The sequence below is a fragment of the Pseudomonas helmanticensis genome (assembly GCF_900182985.1).
Taxonomy (GTDB): domain Bacteria; phylum Pseudomonadota; class Gammaproteobacteria; order Pseudomonadales; family Pseudomonadaceae; genus Aquipseudomonas; species Aquipseudomonas helmanticensis.
On sequence record NZ_FXUY01000002.1, the window covers coordinates 1,128,272 to 1,146,032 of the forward strand.

A 17,761-nucleotide genomic window follows, 5' to 3' on the forward strand; every position below is an offset into this window, starting at 1 on the left:
GTTCACAACCTGACTACAGTCCCCACGCGACACTCTCGCGCCATTAGATATAGGGAATGTAGACAATGGACTTTTTCAAGACGGCGCCCCTGCGCCTTTTGCTGCTGATCACCGGCGCCTGGCTGGTGATCTTTTCCGTAACCCGCGCCGTGTTGCTGCTGACGCATCTGGATGAGGCCGGTGGCGGAGCCTTTTCCGTGTTCGGCATCGGCCTGCTGTATGACCTCGGCTTTCTTGCCTATGCAGCATTGCCGATGGGCCTGTATTTGCTGCTGTGCCCGCCGGCGTTATGGCGGCGTCGCGGCCATCGCTGGTTTCTGCAAGGCCTGTTCACGGTCAGCCTGTTCGCCATGCTGTTCGTCTCGGTGGCCGAGTGGTTGTTCTGGGATGAGTTCGGCGTGCGCTTCAACTTCATCGCCGTCGACTACCTGGTGTATTCCGATGAAGTGCTGAACAACGTGCTGGAGTCGTATCCGATCGCTACGCTGCTGAGCATTCTGGCGCTGCTGGCGGTTGCCATCAGTTTTGCCCTGCGCAAGCCGTTCAATGCTGCACTGGACGCTCCGCTGCCGCCATTGCGTCGACGTTTGCTCAATGCATTGGCATTGCTGCTGGTAACGGGGTTGAGCCTGCAACTGCTCAGCCAGGATGCTCCCCGCGCCCAAGGCGGCAATGCCTATCAGAATGAGTTGGCGAGCAATGGCCCGTACCAGTTCTTCGCCGCCTTCCGTAACAACGAACTCGACTACACGCAGTTCTACAGCAGCCACGCGCCTGACGTGGTCGCCCGGCAGATTCGCGCCGAACTGAACGAACCCAACGCCCGCTTCATCGGCCAGGATCCGCAGGACATCCGCCGGATGATCGACAACCCTGGCACCGCGCGCACACCGAACATCGTCCTGGTGACCATCGAAAGCCTCAGCGCCAAGTATCTGGGCAGCAATGGTGACGATCGCAACCTGACGCCGAACCTCGATGCCCTGCGCAAGCAGAGCCTGTACTTCAACAATTTCTACGCCACCGGCACCCGTACCGACCGCGGTCTGGAAGCCATCACCCTGGCGATTCCGCCGACGCCGGGCCGTTCGATCGTCAAGCGCATCGGTCGTGAAAGCGGCTTTGCCAGCCTTGGCCAGCAACTGAGTGCGGTGGGTTACGACAGCGTGTTTGTCTACGGCGGACGCGGTTACTTCGACAACATGAACGCGTTCTTCAGCGGCAACGGTTACCGCGTGGTCGATCAGAGCAGCGTCGATGAAGCCGACATTCACTTCAAGAATGCCTGGGGCATGGCCGACGAGGATCTGTACAAACAGACGCTGAAGCTGGCCGATGCGGACTATGCGAAACAGCAGCCATTTTTGTTGCAGCTGATGACTACATCCAACCATCGTCCCTATACCTACCCGGATAATCGCATCGACATCAAATCCGGCAACGGTCGTGATGGTGCGGTGAAGTACACCGACTATGCGATCGGCCAGTTCCTTGAACAGGCACGGCAGAAACCGTGGTTCGACAACACGATTTTCATTTTCGTCGCCGACCACACTGCCGGGAGTGCGGGCAAGGAAGACTTGCCAATCGCCAACTATCAGATCCCGCTGTTCATCTATGCACCGAAGTTCATCGAGCCTCGCGAGAACGGCCAACTGGCCAGCCAGATCGACCTTGCGCCGACGCTGCTGGGCCTGTTGAACCTGGATTACCAATCGACGTTCTTTGGCCGCAACCTGTTGCAGGACAATCCGCTGCCACCGCGCGTGGTGGTCGGCAACTACCAGCATCTGGGCCTGTTCAACGGCAAGGATCTGGCGATTCTCAGCCCGCGCCAAGGCCTGCGTCGCCATGACGATGCGCTGAGCGAAAGCCGTGAATCCCGGGCGACCAGCGCTGATCCGCTGATCAGCCGCGCCATCACCTATTACCAATCTGCCAGTTATGGCTTCAAGCAACAGCTGCTTGGCTGGAAAGCACCCAAGGAGGGTGCCCCGCAAGTCAGCGAACGTTAATCGAACCGCCCCGGGCTGATGTTCCGGGGCGTTTTCTTTTGTGCAGGATCCGACATGTCATCAAACGTTGTACGTCCCACCCCTCGCCCGCTTAATTGGTGGTTGTGCCTGGGGATTCCCGTTGTCGCGGCGATCATTCTGGTACTGCTGGAACTGACCGATCTCGACATGGATCTGGCCCGACTGTTTTACGACCCGGCGGCTGGCGATTTCATCGGGCGGCACAGTTACTTCCTCGAAAATATCCTTCACGATCGCGCCAAAGAAGTGGTGATCGGCTTTTCGGTGTTTGCGGTACTGGGTTTTATTGCCTCGTTTTTCATCGAACGACTGAAACCGTTCAAGCGGGAATTGGGCTGTCTGGTGTTGTCGTTGGGGTTGGCGACTTCGTTCGTCACGCCGATGAAAGCGGTGACTGCCGTGCAGTGCCCTTGGAGCCTGGAGCAGTTTGGCGGCCATGAGACTTACAGCAAGTTGATGGAACATCGTCCGCAGACCAACAAGCCGGGGCGTTGCTGGCCGGGTGGTCATGCCGCTACGGGGTTCACCTTGTTTGCGTTGTTCTTTGTATTGCGTGACCGTCGTCCGCGCCTGGCCAAACAGGCGTTTATCTTTGCCTTTGCCTTGGGTTCGGTGTTCTCGATCAGCCGAATGATGCAGGGCGCGCACTTTTTCTCGCACAACGTGTGGACGGCGATTTTCTGCTGGCTGATCTGTCTGGGGTCGTATTACTGGGTGTTGTATCGTCCGACGGTGAGGGCCGAGACGGTCGTCAGAGCGCAACCAGTCGGCGCCTGAAACGCAAATCCAATGTAGGAGTGAGCCTGCTCGCGATAGCGGAGTGTCAGTTGCAATCATGTTGAATGACACACCGCTATCGCGAGCAGGCTCACTCCTACATGGGTTATGTGTGAAGCTGAAATCCGGGCAATAAAAAACCCCGCTGACTCGCGTCAACGGGGTTTTTGCGTTACGGGGTAAGGCTGGCTTACATCATGCCGCCCATGCCACCCATGCCACCCATGTCTGGCATGCCGCCGCCAGCGCCGCCGTCTTTCTTCGGCGCGTCAGCTACTGCCGCTTCGGTGGTCAGGATCAGACCGCCGATCGACGATGCAGCTTGCAGAGCGGAACGGGTTACCTTGGTTGGGTCCAGGATGCCCATTTCGATCATGTCGCCGTATTCGCCAGTTGCGGCGTTGTAACCGAAGTTACCGGTGCCGTTCTTGACTTCGTTGACCACAACGCTTGGCTCGTCGCCGCTGTTGGCAGCGATCTGACGCAGCGGCGCTTCAACAGCACGGCGCAGAACAGCGATACCGACGTCCTGATCAGCGTTGTCGCCTTTCAGGTCGTTCAGGGTTTGCAGAGCACGGATCAGCGCAACGCCACCGCCAGGTACCACGCCTTCTTCAACGGCTGCACGAGTTGCGTGCAGGGCGTCTTCAACGCGGGCTTTCTTCTCTTTCATTTCTACTTCGGAACCAGCGCCAACCTTGATCACTGCAACGCCGCCGGACAGCTTGGCCAGACGCTCTTGCAGTTTTTCACGGTCGTAGTCCGAGGAAGTTTCAGCAGCCTGGGCACGGATCTGAGTGATGCGCGCCTGGATGTCTGCTTCAACGCCAGCACCGTCAACGATGATGGTGTTTTCCTTGGAGATGCTGACCTTTTTAGCGCTACCCAGGTTTTCCAGGGTGGCCGCTTCCAGGCTCAGGCCGATTTCTTCGGAGATAACGGTACCGCCGGTCAGAACAGCGATGTCCTGCAGCATGGCCTTGCGACGGTCGCCGAAGCCTGGCGCCTTGACGGCTGCGACTTTAACGATGCCGCGCATGTTGTTCACAACCAGAGTCGCCAGGGCTTCGCCTTCAACGTCTTCGGAAACGATCAGCAGTGGACGGCCGGCTTTGGCAACGGCTTCCAGCACTGGCAGCATTTCGCGGATGTTCGAGATCTTTTTGTCGACCAGCAGGATCAGCGGGCTGTCCAGCTCGGCAACCATGGTCTCTGGCTTGTTGACGAAGTACGGGGACAGGTAGCCACGGTCGAACTGCATGCCTTCAACAACCGACAGTTCGTTTTCCAGGCCAGTGCCTTCTTCAACGGTGATCACGCCTTCTTTACCGACTTTTTCCATGGCTTCGGCAATGATGTCGCCGATGGAGCTGTCGGAGTTGGCGGAGATGGTACCGACCTGAGCGATTGCCTTGGTGTCAGCGCAAGGCTTGGACAGGTTCTTCAGCTCTTTGACGATAGCGATGGTCGCTTTGTCGATACCGCGCTTCAGGTCCATCGGGTTCATGCCGGCAGCGACGGCTTTCAGGCCTTCGTTGACGATCGACTGAGCCAGAACGGTAGCGGTAGTCGTACCGTCACCTGCGTCATCGTTGGCACGGGAGGCAACGTCTTTGACCAGCTGCGCGCCCATGTTTTCGAAACGGTCTTCGAGTTCGATTTCTTTGGCGACGGAAACGCCGTCCTTGGTGATGGTCGGAGCGCCGAAGCTCTTCTCGATGATCACGTTACGGCCTTTCGGGCCCAGGGTCGCTTTTACTGCGTCAGCCAGGACGTTGACGCCCTTGAGCATTTTTTTACGGGCGGAATCGCCAAACAGAACTTCTTTAGCAGCCATGATCGATATTCCTTAAATACTTTGTAGTAGCGGGAAAATGAACGGGGGGTATCAGCCTTCGATAACAGCGAGGATTTCGTTCTCGCTCATTACCAGCAGGTCTTCGCCGTCGACTTTCACAGTGTTGCTGCCGGAGTAAGGACCGAACACAACCTTGTCGCCTTCCTTCACGGACAGTGCGCGCACTTCGCCGTTTTCCAGAGCTTTGCCCGGGCCTACAGCGAGAATCACACCGTGGTTGGCTTTTTCAGCAGCCGAACCTGGCAGGACGATACCGCCAGCGGTTTTCTTTTCTTCTTCGCTGCGACGGATTACGACGCGGTCATGCAGAGGACGAAGCTTCATTGTCGATCTCTCCTAATTGTGGTTTTCATCGGCCGGTGTATTCCCGGCGGGTTTAACAAATCCGGCCTTCGCCGGTTGCGCCTCGTCGAGCGAGACGCGGAAGACTGACTGGCGCAAATGCCAGAAACCTTTCGGTGACCGATACATAAGGGCGCATAAGCTTATTACAAGGGCGAGGCGAAAAATTTTTCACCGAGGCTCTGCACAAAAGCAGCCCACAAATGAACACGGCACCCGCAGGTGCCGTGTCGATAACGCAGTTACTTGGTGTCGCGGTGTTCGAACTCGCCTTCGATCACATCACCCTCGCGGCCCAGAGGCTGACGCGGTGCAGGACCGCCACGGGGTTGCAGGTCGTCGGCGAACGCACGCTGGCGCATGGCCTGCTCTTCGGCGCGCTGGCGCATTTTGTTTGCCAGCAGGCGACGGCTGAACGGCAGCAGCATGACCAGGCCGACCACGTCGCTGATGAAACCCGGCAGGATCAACAGGCCACCGGCCAGCGCCAGCATCAGGCCTTCAAGCATGGTTTGCGCGGGCAGTTCGCCGCGGTTCAGGCTTTCACGGGCACGCAATGCCGTGGCCAGTCCGGCGACGCGCAGCACGAACACACCGAACATCGAGCCGAGAATGATCAGCAGCAGGGCCGGGAAAAACCCGATAGCCCCTGCCACTTTGACGAATACGAACAGCTCCAGCACCGGAAACAGCAGAAAGAGCAACAGAAAAGGGCGCATCAAAGTTTCCTCAACGCAAGAAATGCCTTGCAGTAAGCCTTAGATGACGTCGCCCTTTCGTGAATTCAAGCGTCAGCCAGCGCATTTTTTGGCCAGACCTCGGCGTGAGCCAGAGAAACCAAGGCTTCGCGCACTTGTGTCGGCGTATTACAAGGCGCTGGAAACGCCAGCCAGTACAGCGCCTGACCGATGCGCAGGTGCATGCCTTCGGTGTCGATGCCGGCCAGTTGCGCCGGCACGCTGTTCGGCAGATCGGCAAGGTCGACGTAGTGCGCGATGGCTTTGGTGTGATCGCTGTTCATGTGCTCGACCATGCTGATCTCGGCCTTGCCGGCGAACGGATTGGCCAGGGTCACTTGATCCACCCAGTGGATCGCGCCGAAACCGCCGATGTAGCGGTGACGCACCGGCGTCAGCACCCAGAAATCGAAATCGTGGGCCTTGTGGTAGTTCTGCGAATCCGGGAAATAACGGTAATAACGCTCGGCGGCAGCTTCGATAGCAGTGGCGTCTTCGAGCTTTTGCGCTTCAGCCAGATAAGTCAGGCGACCAACGGCTTGCACGTCGTCGGCTTCACGTTCCCCCACCAGCAGCGAGCACTTCGGATCTTTCTGCAGGTTGTGGGTGTGCTGGGCAATTCGGCTGATCAGGATCAGCGGGCGGCCCTGCTCGTCGAGGCAGTACGGCACGACGGAGCCAAAGGGAAAACCGGGCATCGATTTGGAGTGGGTCGACAACACTCCGCGGTATTCCTTGAGAAGCAATTCTCGGGCATTCTTCGCCACTTCAACGCTCAATTTATGACTCCTTAAATAGAATCCGTCGAAAAAACGGACGGGCGCCCGGGATCAAGTCCCGTCACGCCAGCGGGCAATTCTGATGTGCAACCCAGCCACGGCCGGTGCAGATCGAGAGTCGCTGAAAACAAAAACTACTCAGACCTGCTATCGGGGCATGCGAATGCAACTCAACGACAAAGTAATCATTATCACGGGCGGTTGCCAGGGTTTGGGCCGCTCCATGGCCGAGTATTTCGCCGGCAAAGGCGCGAAGCTCGCGCTGGTCGACCTCAATCAGGAAAAACTCGACGACGCGGTGGCGGCTTGCAAGGCCAAGGGCGTCGAGGCGCGCAGCTACCTGTGCAACGTCGCCAATGAAGAACAGGTCGAGCACATGGTCGCTCAGGTTGCTGCCGATTTCGGTGCAATCCACGGCCTGATCAACAACGCCGGGATTCTGCGTGATGGCCTGCTGTTGAAGGTCAAGGACGGCGAAATGACCAAGATGAGCCTGGCACAGTGGCAGGCTGTGATCGACGTCAACCTGACCGGCGTATTCCTCTGCACCCGTGAGGTGGCGGCGAAAATGGTCGAGCTGAAGACCAGCGGCGCGATCATCAACATTTCGTCGATCTCGCGGGCGGGTAACGTCGGGCAGACCAACTACTCCGCAGCCAAGGCCGGTGTTGCTGCAGCGACGGTGACCTGGGCGAAAGAACTAGCGCGTTATGGCATTCGCGTCGCGGGCATTGCGCCGGGCTTCATCGAGACCGAGATGACCCTGGGCATGAAGCCGGAAGCGCTGGAGAAAATGACCTCGGGAATTCCGCTCAAGCGCATGGGCAAGCCGGAAGAGATTGCGCATTCGGCGGCGTATATCTTCGAGAACGACTATTACACCGGACGGATTCTGGAGATGGATGGCGGTTTGCGTATCTAACTGCCAACCCAAAACAAATGTAGGAGTGAGCCTGCTCGCGATTGCGGTCATTCATTCAACAAATCTGTTGAATGTTATTCCGCTATCGCGAGCAGGCTCACTCCTACAGGGTTATCGGTGTTGCGGATGCATCAATCGTCGCTGATGGTGATGTTCGGCATCGCCGGCGTTGCCGCTTCCTGCAACACGATCCGTGCGCCGACGTGGCGGGCCAGTTCCTGATAGACCATGGCGATCTGGCTGTCCGGCTCGGCGATCACCGTTGGTTTGCCACGATCGGCTTGCTCGCGAATCAGCATCGACAATGGCAGCGAAGCCAGCAGCTCGACGCCATATTGGGTCGCCAGCTTCTCGCCCCCGCCTTCACCGAACAGATGCTCGGCATGCCCGCAGTTCGAGCAGATGTGCACCGCCATGTTTTCCACCACGCCCAGCACCGGAATGTTGACCTTGCGGAACATTTCCACGCCTTTGCGTGCGTCGAGCAGGGCCAGATCCTGCGGCGTAGTGACGATCACCGCACCGGCCACCGGGACTTTCTGCGCCAGGGTCAGCTGGATATCGCCGGTGCCTGGCGGCATGTCGATGACCAGATAATCGAGATCGCCCCACGCGGTTTGCGTGACCAGTTGCAGCAGCGCGCCGGAAACCATCGGCCCGCGCCAGACCATCGGCGTGTTGTCGTCGGTCAGGAACGCCATCGACATGACTTCGACACCGTGGGCCTTGAGCGGTACGAACCACTTCTGATCCTTGACCTCCGGGCGGGTGCGCTCGGGGATGCCGAACATGATGCCTTGGCTCGGGCCGTAGATATCGGCGTCGAGAATGCCGACCTTGGCGCCTTCACGGGCCAGGGCCAGGGCAAGGTTGGCCGCAGTGGTCGACTTGCCCACGCCGCCCTTGCCGGACGCCACGGCGACTACGTTCTTGACGTTGGCCAGCCCCGGAATCTGCGCCTGAGCCTTGTGCGCGGCGATGACACTGTTCACTTCAACCTTGGCGATAACCACACCGTCGAGGTTTTCGATGGCCAGTTGCAGGAGTTGCGCCCAGCCGCTTTTGAACAGGCCGGCGGCGTAACCGATTTCCAGCTGCACATTGACGCGGTCACCGACAATCTCGATGTTTTTCACGCATCCGGCGCTGACCGGGTCCTGATTCAGGTAAGGGTCGGTGTATTGGCTGAGGACGGCTTCCACCGCTGCGCGAGTGACGGCGCTCATGGGCAACTCCGATAACAAGACTGGGAAAAGATGGCGGGTATCGTACGCTGGACACCGATTTGAGGCGAACAGATTACTTGAGCTGGAAAACCATTGTGGCGAGGGGATTTATCCCCGCTGGGTGGCGAAGCCGCCCCAAAACCGCAAAGCTCGGTGTATCAGGTTGACCGAGCTCTCTGGTTTTACGACTGCTGCGCAGCCGGACGGGGATAAATCCCCTCGCCACAAATGCACTCAAAGTACCCAGCGGCGCAGGGGTGAAAAATATGCGCCAGCGCTTTATAGTGGCCGACCTCCGTTTCATCAAGTAGCGAAGCCCCACATGTCCGAACCACGCAAGATCCTCGTCACCAGCGCCCTGCCCTACGCCAACGGTTCGATTCACCTTGGCCATATGCTGGAATATATCCAGACCGATATGTGGGTGCGCTTCCAGAAGCATCGCGGCAATCAATGCATCTACGTCTGCGCCGACGACGCCCACGGTTCGGCGATCATGCTGCGCGCGGAAAAGGAAGGCATCACCCCGGAACAGCTGATCGCCAACGTGCAGGCTGAACACAGCGCCGACTTTGCCGAGTTCCTGGTTGATTTCGACAACTTCCACTCCACTCACGCTGAAGAAAACCGTGAGCTGTCGAGCCAGATCTACTTGAAGCTGCGTGACGCCGGGCACATCGCCCAACGCTCGATCACCCAGTATTTCGACCCAGAAAAGAAAATGTTCCTGGCCGACCGCTTCATCAAGGGCACTTGCCCGAAATGCGGCACCGAAGACCAGTACGGCGACAACTGCGAAAAGTGCGGTGCCACCTACGCGCCAACCGATTTGAAGGATCCGAAGTCGGCAATCTCTGGCGCCACCCCGGTGCTCAAGGATTCCCAGCACTTCTTCTTCAAGCTGCCAGACTTCCAGCAAATGCTGCAGACCTGGACCCGCAGCGGCACCCTGCAAGACGCCGTCGCCAACAAGATCGCCGAATGGCTGGATGCCGGCTTGCAACAGTGGGACATCTCCCGCGATGCGCCGTACTTCGGTTTCGAGATCCCGGACGAGCCGGGCAAGTATTTCTACGTGTGGCTGGACGCACCGATCGGCTACATGGCCAGCTTCAAGAACCTCTGCGACCGCACGCCGGAGCTGGACTTCGATGCGTTCTGGGCCAAGGACTCCACCGCCGAGCTCTACCACTTCATCGGCAAGGACATCGTCAACTTCCACGCGCTGTTCTGGCCAGCGATGCTCGAAGGCGCTGGCTACCGCAAGCCGACCGGCATCAACGTGCACGGCTACCTGACCGTCAACGGCCAGAAGATGTCGAAATCGCGCGGCACCTTCATCAAGGCGCGTACGTATCTGGATCACCTGTCGCCGGAATACCTGCGCTACTACTACGCGGCCAAACTGGGCCGTGGCGTCGATGACCTCGACCTGAACCTCGAAGATTTCGTGCAGAAGGTCAACTCCGACCTGGTCGGCAAAGTGGTCAACATCGCCAGCCGTTGTGCCGGTTTCATCCAGAAAGGTAACGCCGGCCTGCTGGTCGACACCAATGCTGCGCCGGAGCTGACCGAGGCTTTCCTCGCTGCCGCGCCAAGCATTGCCGATGCCTATGAAGCCCGCGACTTTGCCCGTGCCATGCGTGAAACCATGGCCCTGGCCGACCGCGCCAACGCCTGGATCGCCGACAAGGCGCCGTGGTCGTTGAACAAGCAGGAAGGCAAACAGGATGAAGTCCAGGCGATCTGCGCCACGGCCATCAACCTGTTCCGCCAATTGGTGATCTTCCTCAAGCCGGTCCTGCCGTTGCTGGCCGCCGATGCCGAGGCGTTCCTCAACGTCGCCCCGCTGACCTGGAACGACCACACCACGCTGCTGGCCAACCACCAGTTGAACGAATTCAAGCCGTTGATGACCCGCATCGACCCGGTAAAAGTGCAAGCCATGAGCGACGCCTCGAAAGAAGACCTCACCGCCAGCCAGACCGACACCGGTGCAGCCGCCCCGGCCGGTAATGGCGAACTGGCCAAGGATCCGCTGTCGCCGGAAATCGACTTCGACGCCTTCGCGGCCATCGACCTGCGCGTCGCGCTGATTGTCAAAGCCGAACATGTGGAAGGTGCCGACAAGCTGCTGCGCCTGACGCTGGACATCGGTGACGAGCAACGCAACGTGTTCTCCGGGATCAAGAGCGCGTATCCGGATCCGTCCAAACTCGACGGTCGCCTGACCATGATGATTGCCAACCTCAAGCCACGGAAAATGAAGTTCGGTATCTCCGAAGGCATGGTGATGGCGGCCGGCCCTGGCGGTGAAGAGATTTACCTGCTGAGCCCGGACAGCGGCGCCAAGCCGGGTCAACGCATCAAGTAACACTCGGCGGTGAATCGATCCCACAGGCGTGCCCGGCATGCCTGTGGGATTTTTCATATCTGGCCGGATAATGCCTAACCTTAAGAGACAGCCGCCCGTTTCGCTGGCAGAACCATGACCGAATTTGTGCTTACGCTCATCAGTGCTGCGCTACTCAACAACTTCGTGTTGCACTGGCCGCTGGGCGTCGATCCGTTGCTGGCGGGCCGTCGTCGCCAGGTGCATGCGTTGGGGCTGGCGACGATGTGCCTGATGTTGATCGTTGGCGTCATCGGTTACGCGATCTGGCATTGGCTGCTGGTGCCGCTGCAACTTGAATCCCTGCGCCTGCTGGTGTTTCTGCCGCTGAGTGTGTTGCTGATCGCACCACTGTTGAAACTGCTGGCGCGCTGGCTGCCGAATCTGCCTTTCGACGGATTATGGCCGCTGTTGTTGGGCAACGCCGGCGTACTTGGACTGGCGCTGATCAATGCGCAAAACGATCAAGGCCTGTTGCTTGCAACAGCCCTGAGCCTCGGTGCCGGGCTGGGGTTCTGGCTGGTGCTGAGCCTGTTCAGCGATTTACGTGAACGCACCGCCGACAGCAATATTCCCCTGCCCTTTCGCGGCCTGCCGATCGACCTGATCGGCGCCGGATTGATCGCAGTGATTTTTCTCGGATTCAGTGGACTGATCAAAACATGAGTCTGATTCAACGCATCGATGCCCTCCTGCCGCAGACCCAATGCGGCAAGTGTGGCCATCCCGGATGCAAGCCATACGCTGAAGGCCTCGCCGAGGGCGAGGCGATCAACAAGTGCCCGCCCGGTGGTGATGAAACCATTGCGGCGTTGGCCGAGCTGTTGAGAGTGCCGGTGCTGGAACTGGACATCAGCCGTGGTTCGGCACCGCCGCAGGTCGCCTATATCCGCGAAGCCGAATGCATCGGCTGCACCAAGTGCATCCAGGCCTGCCCGATCGATGCCATCGTCGGCGCCGCCAAGTTGATGCACACCGTGCTGATTGACGAGTGCACCGGTTGCGATCTGTGTGTCGCGCCGTGCCCGGTCGACTGCATCGAAATGCATCCGCTGCCGCCAAGCACATTGCCGGTGATCGGCGGCCTGGCATTCAGTCTTGAAGAACAGCGTGCCCGCGCGGCCAAACGCGATCATGCACGTCAGCGCTTCGAACAACGCAATGCCCGCTTGCAACGCGAAGAACAACAGAAACAGAACGAGCGTGAGGCGCGGGCCAAACGCGCGGCGCAACCCGAAGTCAGCACGCTTGATCCGGTGCAGGCGGCACTGGAACGCGTGCGTGCACAGAAGACTGCCAGCGCCGACGCTGCGCTGAAGAAAGCCAAGATCGATGTCGCGATGAGCCGCGCGCAGTTGCACAAATCGCTGAAAGCCTTCGGCCATCCACCGACCTTCGATCAACAATCGCAATTGATCGTGTTGCAGCAGCAGTTCGAAGCCGCCGAACAGGCGTTGGCAAAACTCGAAAGCAACACACCGGCCACTCCCGCCGTGACAACGGCGCCTGCGCCGGACGCCGATCTGAAACGCGCCAAAATCCAACTGGCCATGCGCCGCGCCGAACTGAAGAAGGCGCAGACCGCCGAAGCCGCGCCGGAGCAGATCGCCGCGCTGGAGCAAGCGCTGCACGACGCCGAGCGTCAGGTGCAAGACCATGTCGGCCCTTGAGACGCCGGACGATCGCCTGCAACAGGCGATGAAACGGGTGCTGCTCGCGCTGCTGCCGGGGCTGCTCGCGCTGTTCTGGTTGTACGGTTGGGGCGTGCTGATCAACCTGATGCTCTGCGTTGGCACGGCGCTGATCGTCGAAGTCGGTGTCGCACGACTGCGTCAGCAACAGTTGCAGCCGACGCTGAGCGATGGCAGCGCGGTGGTCAGCGCAACATTGCTGGCCGTGGCCCTGCCGGCTTATTGCCCTTGGTGGCTGACAGTGACCGCGATCGCCTCAGGTCTGCTGTTCGGCAAGCACTTGTACGGTGGCATCGGCAAGAATCCGTTCAACCCGGCCATGCTTGGTTTCGCCCTGATCATGGTGATGTTCCCGCAACCGATGACCCATTGGCCCGCGCACGGCTTGGATCTGCTCGCCGCCGTGCAGCAGGTGTTCAATCCGGCTCAGGCGCCGGATGCGTGGGTGCAGGCCACTGCTCTGGACAGTCTGCGCATCAACAAGAGCCTGACCATGGACGAGTTGTTCGCCGGCAATTCGGCGTTCGGTCGCTTCGGTGGGCGCGGTGTGGAATGGATCAATCTGGCATTTCTCGCCGGCGGAGTGTTTTTACTGCAACGGCGGGTCATCGCCTGGCACGCGCCGGTCGGCATGCTCGCCAGCCTGTTTGTCGTCAGCCTGTTGTGCTGGAACGGCTCGGGATCGGACTCGCATGGTTCGCCACTGTTTCACCTGTTGAGCGGCGCGACCATGCTGGGCGCGTTCTTCATCATTACCGAACCGGTCTCCGGCGCTAAAAGCGCACTCGCCCGCCTGCTGTTTGGTGTCGGCGTCGGCTTGCTGACTTATCTGATTCGCACATGGGGTGGCTACCCGGACGGGGTGGCGTTTGCGGTGCTGCTGATGAATCTTTGCGTGCCCGCACTGGAAAGGTTCGCCGCCACGCGACAGGCGCAGGTGACCCCATGAATCGCACCGCAAATATCGTCAGCGTGCTGGTCCTGACGATCATCGGCGTCAGCGTGACCTATCTGCTGCAACGCGCCAATGCACCGCAGATTACCGCCGAACAGCGTCGACTCGACAATCGCAAATTGCTCGATGTGCTCCCTGCCGAAACCTATGACAATCAACCGCTGGAACAACCGCTGTCGCTGGTCGATAGCGCTTTGGCGCATAGCCAGCTGAACGGCGCTTATCGCGCCACCAAGGCTGGACAACCGGTTGCGCTGTTGTTGCGCAGTGAAGCCCAGGGTTACGCCGGCAGCCTCGAACTGCTGATTGCCATTGATACCGGCGGCAAGCTGATTGGCGTGAAAACCCTCAGGCAAAACGAAACTCCGGCACTCGGCGGACATCTTGGCGACTGGCCGAACGCCTGGCTGCAAGCGTTTACCGGCAAGTCACGCGAAGATCCCACTGATAACGGCTGGGCGCTGAAAAAGGATCAGGGCCAATTCGACCAGATGGCGGGTGCGACCATTACCTCGCGTGCGACGATCAATGCCATCCACGATGCCTTGCGCTACTTCGATGAGCATCGCGCAGCCTTGCTGGGGAGTGGTACATGAACACATCAGCGCAGCTGTCGAACTCAATGGTGCTGGTGCTCCTGCTTGGCACCAGCCACTCGCTCGCCGGCGCATCAGGCATGCTGTTGATGTCGCTGCTGGTGGTGGGCGTCTACGGCTTGTGCATGTCACTGCTGCGCCCGCACCTGACGCCCCTGAGCGTGTTACTGAGCAGCGTGGTGCTCGCCGCCGCCCTGACCAGTTGCGCCGACACACTGGCGCAACGCTGGTCTGTGCAATGGCATCAGGCATTCAGTCTGTATATCGGCCTGATCGCTCTGCAGTGCGTGGTGCTGGAACATAATGGCTTCTTTCGCCAATCGCTGACCCGGCGCCTCAAACTCGGGATTCAGTTCGCCGGGCTCATGGTGATACTCGCGGCGCTGCGTGAAATCGCCGGTCATGGCAGCCTCGGTGGTGATCTGTCGGAACACTGGCGTGGGTTGCTGATTCTCAGCGAAGGGGTGCATTGGCTGACGCTGGTTCCCGGCGCACTGATTTTACTGGGGCTGCTGCTCGCAGCCCGTCAGGCGTGGACGCGCCCGAACTCTATATCGAAGGAAACGCATCGCCCATGAATGCCGCAAAACGTCTTGAGATTTTTCGCAGACTGCATGAAGACAATCCCGAGCCAAAAACCGAACTGGCGTACTCATCGCCGTTCGAGTTGTTGATCGCTGTGATTCTTTCGGCGCAATCGACCGACGTGGGCGTCAACAAGGCTACGGCCAGGCTTTTCCCGGTAGCCAATACGCCAGCAGCGATTCATGCCTTGGGCGTCGAGGGTCTGTCCGAATACATCAAGACCATCGGCCTGTACAACAGCAAGGCAAAAAACGTCATAGAAACCTGCCGCTTACTGGTCGAACGCCACGGCAGCGAGATTCCGCAAACCCGTGAAGAGCTGGAAGCCCTGCCCGGTGTCGGGCGCAAAACCGCGAACGTGGTGCTCAATACCGCTTTTCGCCAGCTGACCATGGCTGTCGACACGCACATCTTCCGCGTCAGCAATCGCACCGGCATTGCACCCGGCAAGAATGTCGTCGAAGTGGAAAAGAAATTGATGAAATTTGTGCCCAAGGATTACCTGCTCGATTCCCACCATTGGCTGATTTTGCATGGACGTTACGTGTGCCTGGCGCGCAAACCCCGCTGCGGCAGCTGCCGGATCGAGGATTTGTGCGAGTACAAGGACAAAACTTCAGACGATTGAGTAACTATTAGGTTTTTGTATCTATCGATTGAAAAAATCTTTTTTACCAGCCGCTGTATTGTCGATATAAGGAGCGCCAAAGGCAGTCTTAGCCGGGAGTTAACCTATGAGTACCGATAAAGAGCAATTGGACGTAGAAGACGATTTTGCTGCCGCTGAGACCGATGACGCAGAACCAGTGGTCGAGGTGGCAAAAACCAACCTCAGCAAACGCCGCACTATCGACAATCTGCTAGATGAGCGCCGGTTGAAAAGACAATTGGACGATTACGATTTTGATCTTTGACATCTGAAGCCTCCCGAAACGGAGGCTTTTTTCTGTCCGTTGCACGCTGGTATTGATCGGCCCACCACCCCTTCGCTCAAAATACCCTCAGACAAGTCCATTACGCTGTGCCAGTTCGATCAGATCAACCAGTGAACGGGCATTGAGTTTCAGCAGCAATCGAGTCTTGTAAGTACTCACGGTCTTGTTACTGAGAAACATGCCATCGGCAATTTCCTTGTTGGTCTTGCCCCGGGCCAATTGCTGCAACACCATCATTTCGCGCCCGGAAAGACGATCGACCATATCAGCTTCGCTGGCATTCCCCAGACTGGTGCGTACTGTGTGCAATGCCTGATTGGGAAAGTAACTGTAACCGGACAGTACCGCCTTGATGGCGCTCAGCAATTCAGTCAAATCCTGTTGTTTGCAAACATAGCCCGCAGCGCCAGACTGCATGCAGCGCATTGAAAAGTGCCCTGGGGCCTGGGAGGTCAACACGAGGACTTTCATTGGCATGGCAGTCGAAGCCAGACGCGCAATAACCTCCAGACCATCAAGCTTGGGTATGCCAATATCCAGAATGACAATATCCGGCATTTGTTCGCGCGCAAGTTGCAGGGCATCTACGCCATTATCCGTCTCTGCAATAACTTCGTAGCCATGACGTTCCATCAGCATACGCACAGCAAGACGAATGACGGGGTGATCATCCACGATCAGCACTTTATTCATGGGCAAGTCCAGTTTCGCTGTTCGAATTTTTAGAGCCGGCACAATAGCCTAGTCACTTGTGCCATGGCACAAGAGAGTTCCGTTGCACTCACAGCGAAAGACATTCCCTACGACAAACAAAGACTTTTCCTACAAAAATCCAGACTTCTGCAAGTGAAGTGTCACTCGGACGTGGTCTACATCCCTGCCAAGCCTTTAAAACGCCTACCGGCTAAGTCCGCGAGAACTATTGTACGGCCTGCGTTGCGATCCGTAATGTATTGGAGATACCTTGCCCGGCGCTATCGAAGATTCCAACGCCGCAAAAACGCATGTATTTTTCAACTAAAGTCCGTCAGCGCCCGGAACATAAACAACTGAAACAAGATACTTCTACCCAACGCTATGTTTTTAATATAAAAATGCACATCAACTAAAAAACGAATCACAAATGCGGACAACTACATTTCATGAGTACTGAATATGATGAAATTCAAAAAGAAAATCGCCAACCCGATGACGGTAATCGTTGTATTTGCTTTTATATCCGAATCCTCTGCCGCCGTGTCGCTGCCATTCCTTGGTGATCGTGAGCGCGAGATGTACATCTGGTTCCTTATGAGCTTTCCGTTTTACTTGCTGCTGCTATTCTTCATTACATTAAACTTTAACTACCGATCTCTTTACGCTCCTTCCGACTTCGACAAGGACGACAGTTTTTTAAAGCTTTCTGTGAACGCACAGGGCAGCGAAAACGGATTGCGCAACAGTTCAACGGGAGAATCCTCGATGACCGAAAACAATACGACGGAGGCTTTCTCCAGTAACGGATTGTCTGCAGGAGAAACGGTGCTGCATCCGCCCAGTCATCCATCAGAGTCCGGTGGTGCCGGTACAGAATGTTCATGGATCGAGCATAACGTTCAATGGCCGAAACCACTGGGCACCCTACGGGCCATCGACGTGCGCCAGATGAATAATCGAATGGAGTTTGACGCCTTGCTGGAAAACTTTTCCCTTCCTGGCAAACATTCGAAAGTCATCGTGTTGCTGACCGATCCGGCGTCTGAAGTATTGCTTATGCAAATCATGGCGGACTTTATCCGGCAGGCAAAAAAACGCGTTGGCGCGACCCATGTGATTACTTACAACGTATGTACGCAAGCCAGCACGATTCTGAAAGCAGCATGAAACACAGGCAGTTTTTTGAAGTGGATAAAAAAAGGCGGCATTGTCATAACGACAAGCCGCCTTTTTT

The 17,761-nt window shown here is 57.9% G+C and carries 18 protein-coding genes; 12 read left to right on the forward strand and 6 right to left on the reverse strand.

Annotation, left to right across the window (positions count from 1 at the left end; all coding sequences use genetic code 11):
• Positions 1-65: 65 nt before the first annotated feature.
• Both QOL84_RS27865 and QOL84_RS27870 read left to right on the forward strand, forming a co-directional pair.
• Positions 66-2,015 carry an LTA synthase family protein gene (locus tag QOL84_RS27865; protein ID WP_283439305.1) on the forward strand — a complete coding sequence of 650 codons (1,950 nt, stop codon included), beginning with the start codon at positions 66-68 and terminating at the stop codon, positions 2,013-2,015.
• Between the two features lie 54 nt (positions 2,016-2,069).
• Entirely contained in the window at positions 2,070-2,813 is a 744-nt protein-coding gene (locus tag QOL84_RS27870; RefSeq protein ID WP_283439306.1) for a phosphatase PAP2 family protein, read from the forward strand.
• Between the two features lie 190 nt (positions 2,814-3,003).
• Here QOL84_RS27870 and groL read toward each other — a convergent pair whose 3' ends face one another.
• The 4 genes from groL to QOL84_RS27890 form a co-directional block, all read right to left on the reverse strand.
• Positions 3,004-4,650 carry a chaperonin GroEL gene (groL, locus tag QOL84_RS27875; protein WP_053123383.1) on the reverse strand — a complete coding sequence of 549 codons (1,647 nt, stop codon included), beginning with the start codon at positions 4,648-4,650 and terminating at the stop codon, positions 3,004-3,006.
• 51 nt (positions 4,651-4,701) lie between these two features.
• Positions 4,702-4,995 carry a co-chaperone GroES gene (locus tag QOL84_RS27880; RefSeq protein ID WP_007916610.1) on the reverse strand — a complete coding sequence of 98 codons (294 nt, stop codon included), beginning with the start codon at positions 4,993-4,995 and terminating at the stop codon, positions 4,702-4,704.
• Positions 4,996-5,255: 260 nt separating this feature from the next.
• Positions 5,256-5,732 carry an FxsA family protein gene (locus tag QOL84_RS27885; RefSeq protein WP_283439307.1) on the reverse strand — a complete coding sequence of 159 codons (477 nt, stop codon included), beginning with the start codon at positions 5,730-5,732 and terminating at the stop codon, positions 5,256-5,258.
• A 65-nt stretch (positions 5,733-5,797) separates the two neighbouring features.
• Positions 5,798-6,529, reverse strand: coding sequence for a HugZ family pyridoxamine 5'-phosphate oxidase (locus tag QOL84_RS27890; RefSeq protein WP_283439308.1), 732 nt, complete (start codon positions 6,527-6,529; stop codon positions 5,798-5,800).
• A 163-nt stretch (positions 6,530-6,692) separates the two neighbouring features.
• Here QOL84_RS27890 and QOL84_RS27895 point away from each other — a divergent pair, with 163 nt between their 5' ends.
• Positions 6,693-7,451, forward strand: a complete 759-nt coding sequence (locus tag QOL84_RS27895) for an SDR family oxidoreductase (protein WP_064391936.1) — start codon at positions 6,693-6,695, stop codon at positions 7,449-7,451.
• Positions 7,452-7,582: 131 nt separating this feature from the next.
• Here the strand turns inward: QOL84_RS27895 and apbC are convergent, their stop codons facing one another.
• A complete protein-coding gene (apbC, locus tag QOL84_RS27900; protein ID WP_283439309.1) occupies positions 7,583-8,677 on the reverse strand; it encodes an iron-sulfur cluster carrier protein ApbC in 1,095 nt (364 codons plus the stop codon).
• 322 nt (positions 8,678-8,999) lie between these two features.
• Here apbC and metG point away from each other — a divergent pair, with 322 nt between their 5' ends.
• The 8 genes from metG to QOL84_RS27940 all read left to right on the forward strand — a co-directional run bounded on the left by metG (position 9,000) and on the right by QOL84_RS27940 (position 15,810).
• Positions 9,000-11,051, forward strand: coding sequence for a methionine--tRNA ligase (metG, locus tag QOL84_RS27905; protein WP_283439310.1), 2,052 nt, complete (start codon positions 9,000-9,002; stop codon positions 11,049-11,051).
• Between the two features lie 114 nt (positions 11,052-11,165).
• Positions 11,166-11,735: an electron transport complex protein RnfA gene (locus QOL84_RS27910; protein WP_129395314.1), complete on the forward strand. Its 570-nt coding sequence runs from the start codon at positions 11,166-11,168 to the stop codon at positions 11,733-11,735.
• The gene (gene rsxB / locus QOL84_RS27915) at positions 11,732-12,739 is read left to right on the forward strand and encodes an electron transport complex subunit RsxB (protein WP_283439311.1); all 1,008 of its coding nucleotides are present in this window, start codon (positions 11,732-11,734) and stop codon (positions 12,737-12,739) included. The genes QOL84_RS27910 and rsxB overlap by 4 nt, the downstream gene beginning before the upstream one ends.
• The gene (locus QOL84_RS27920) at positions 12,726-13,709 is read left to right on the forward strand and encodes an RnfABCDGE type electron transport complex subunit D (protein WP_283439312.1); all 984 of its coding nucleotides are present in this window, start codon (positions 12,726-12,728) and stop codon (positions 13,707-13,709) included. The genes rsxB and QOL84_RS27920 overlap by 14 nt, the downstream gene beginning before the upstream one ends.
• Positions 13,706-14,311, forward strand: coding sequence for an RnfABCDGE type electron transport complex subunit G (locus QOL84_RS27925; RefSeq protein ID WP_283439313.1), 606 nt, complete (start codon positions 13,706-13,708; stop codon positions 14,309-14,311). Before QOL84_RS27920 ends, QOL84_RS27925 begins: the two co-directional genes overlap by 4 nt.
• Positions 14,308-14,889 (forward strand): Rnf-Nqr domain containing protein, encoded by a 582-nt coding sequence (locus QOL84_RS27930; protein WP_129395318.1) that lies wholly within the window; start codon positions 14,308-14,310, stop codon positions 14,887-14,889. Before QOL84_RS27925 ends, QOL84_RS27930 begins: the two co-directional genes overlap by 4 nt.
• On the forward strand, positions 14,886-15,524 hold the full coding sequence (gene nth / locus QOL84_RS27935) for an endonuclease III (protein ID WP_129395319.1): 639 nt from the start codon (positions 14,886-14,888) through the stop codon (positions 15,522-15,524). The genes QOL84_RS27930 and nth overlap by 4 nt, the downstream gene beginning before the upstream one ends.
• Before the next feature lie 106 nt (positions 15,525-15,630).
• On the forward strand, positions 15,631-15,810 hold the full coding sequence (locus QOL84_RS27940; protein WP_283439314.1) for a PA3496 family putative envelope integrity protein: 180 nt from the start codon (positions 15,631-15,633) through the stop codon (positions 15,808-15,810).
• A gap of 87 nt (positions 15,811-15,897) precedes the next feature.
• On the opposite strand, the gene QOL84_RS27945 is transcribed toward QOL84_RS27940, so the two are convergent.
• The gene (locus QOL84_RS27945) at positions 15,898-16,524 is read right to left on the reverse strand and encodes a response regulator transcription factor (protein WP_064391960.1); all 627 of its coding nucleotides are present in this window, start codon (positions 16,522-16,524) and stop codon (positions 15,898-15,900) included.
• Between the two features lie 462 nt (positions 16,525-16,986).
• On the opposite strand from QOL84_RS27945, the gene QOL84_RS27950 reads away from it, so the two are divergent.
• A complete protein-coding gene (locus tag QOL84_RS27950) occupies positions 16,987-17,694 on the forward strand; it encodes a hypothetical protein (RefSeq protein ID WP_283439315.1) in 708 nt (235 codons plus the stop codon).
• Positions 17,695-17,761 lie beyond the last annotated feature (67 nt).

Bases quoted from the DNA above. Each gene is read 5' to 3' on its own strand.
- metG (WP_283439310.1), top strand. From the start codon at position 9,000: ATGTCCGAACCACGCAAGATCCTCGTCACCAGCGCCCTGCCCTACGCC.
- QOL84_RS27950 (WP_283439315.1), top strand. From the start codon at position 16,987: ATGATGAAATTCAAAAAGAAAATCGCCAACCCGATGACGGTAATCGTT.
- QOL84_RS27895 (WP_064391936.1), top strand. From the start codon at position 6,693: ATGCAACTCAACGACAAAGTAATCATTATCACGGGCGGTTGCCAGGGT.
- QOL84_RS27865 (WP_283439305.1), top strand. From the start codon at position 66: ATGGACTTTTTCAAGACGGCGCCCCTGCGCCTTTTGCTGCTGATCACC.
- rsxB (WP_283439311.1), top strand. From the start codon at position 11,732: ATGAGTCTGATTCAACGCATCGATGCCCTCCTGCCGCAGACCCAATGC.
- QOL84_RS27925 (WP_283439313.1), top strand. From the start codon at position 13,706: ATGAATCGCACCGCAAATATCGTCAGCGTGCTGGTCCTGACGATCATC.
- QOL84_RS27885 (WP_283439307.1), bottom strand. From the start codon at position 5,732: ATGCGCCCTTTTCTGTTGCTCTTTCTGCTGTTTCCGGTGCTGGAGCTG.
- nth (WP_129395319.1), top strand. From the start codon at position 14,886: ATGAATGCCGCAAAACGTCTTGAGATTTTTCGCAGACTGCATGAAGAC.
- QOL84_RS27945 (WP_064391960.1), bottom strand. From the start codon at position 16,524: ATGAATAAAGTGCTGATCGTGGATGATCACCCCGTCATTCGTCTTGCT.
- QOL84_RS27920 (WP_283439312.1), top strand. From the start codon at position 12,726: ATGTCGGCCCTTGAGACGCCGGACGATCGCCTGCAACAGGCGATGAAA.
- groL (WP_053123383.1), bottom strand. From the start codon at position 4,650: ATGGCTGCTAAAGAAGTTCTGTTTGGCGATTCCGCCCGTAAAAAAATG.
- QOL84_RS27870 (WP_283439306.1), top strand. From the start codon at position 2,070: ATGTCATCAAACGTTGTACGTCCCACCCCTCGCCCGCTTAATTGGTGG.
- apbC (WP_283439309.1), bottom strand. From the start codon at position 8,677: ATGAGCGCCGTCACTCGCGCAGCGGTGGAAGCCGTCCTCAGCCAATAC.
- QOL84_RS27930 (WP_129395318.1), top strand. From the start codon at position 14,308: ATGAACACATCAGCGCAGCTGTCGAACTCAATGGTGCTGGTGCTCCTG.
- QOL84_RS27880 (WP_007916610.1), bottom strand. From the start codon at position 4,995: ATGAAGCTTCGTCCTCTGCATGACCGCGTCGTAATCCGTCGCAGCGAA.
- QOL84_RS27940 (WP_283439314.1), top strand. From the start codon at position 15,631: ATGAGTACCGATAAAGAGCAATTGGACGTAGAAGACGATTTTGCTGCC.
- QOL84_RS27910 (WP_129395314.1), top strand. From the start codon at position 11,166: ATGACCGAATTTGTGCTTACGCTCATCAGTGCTGCGCTACTCAACAAC.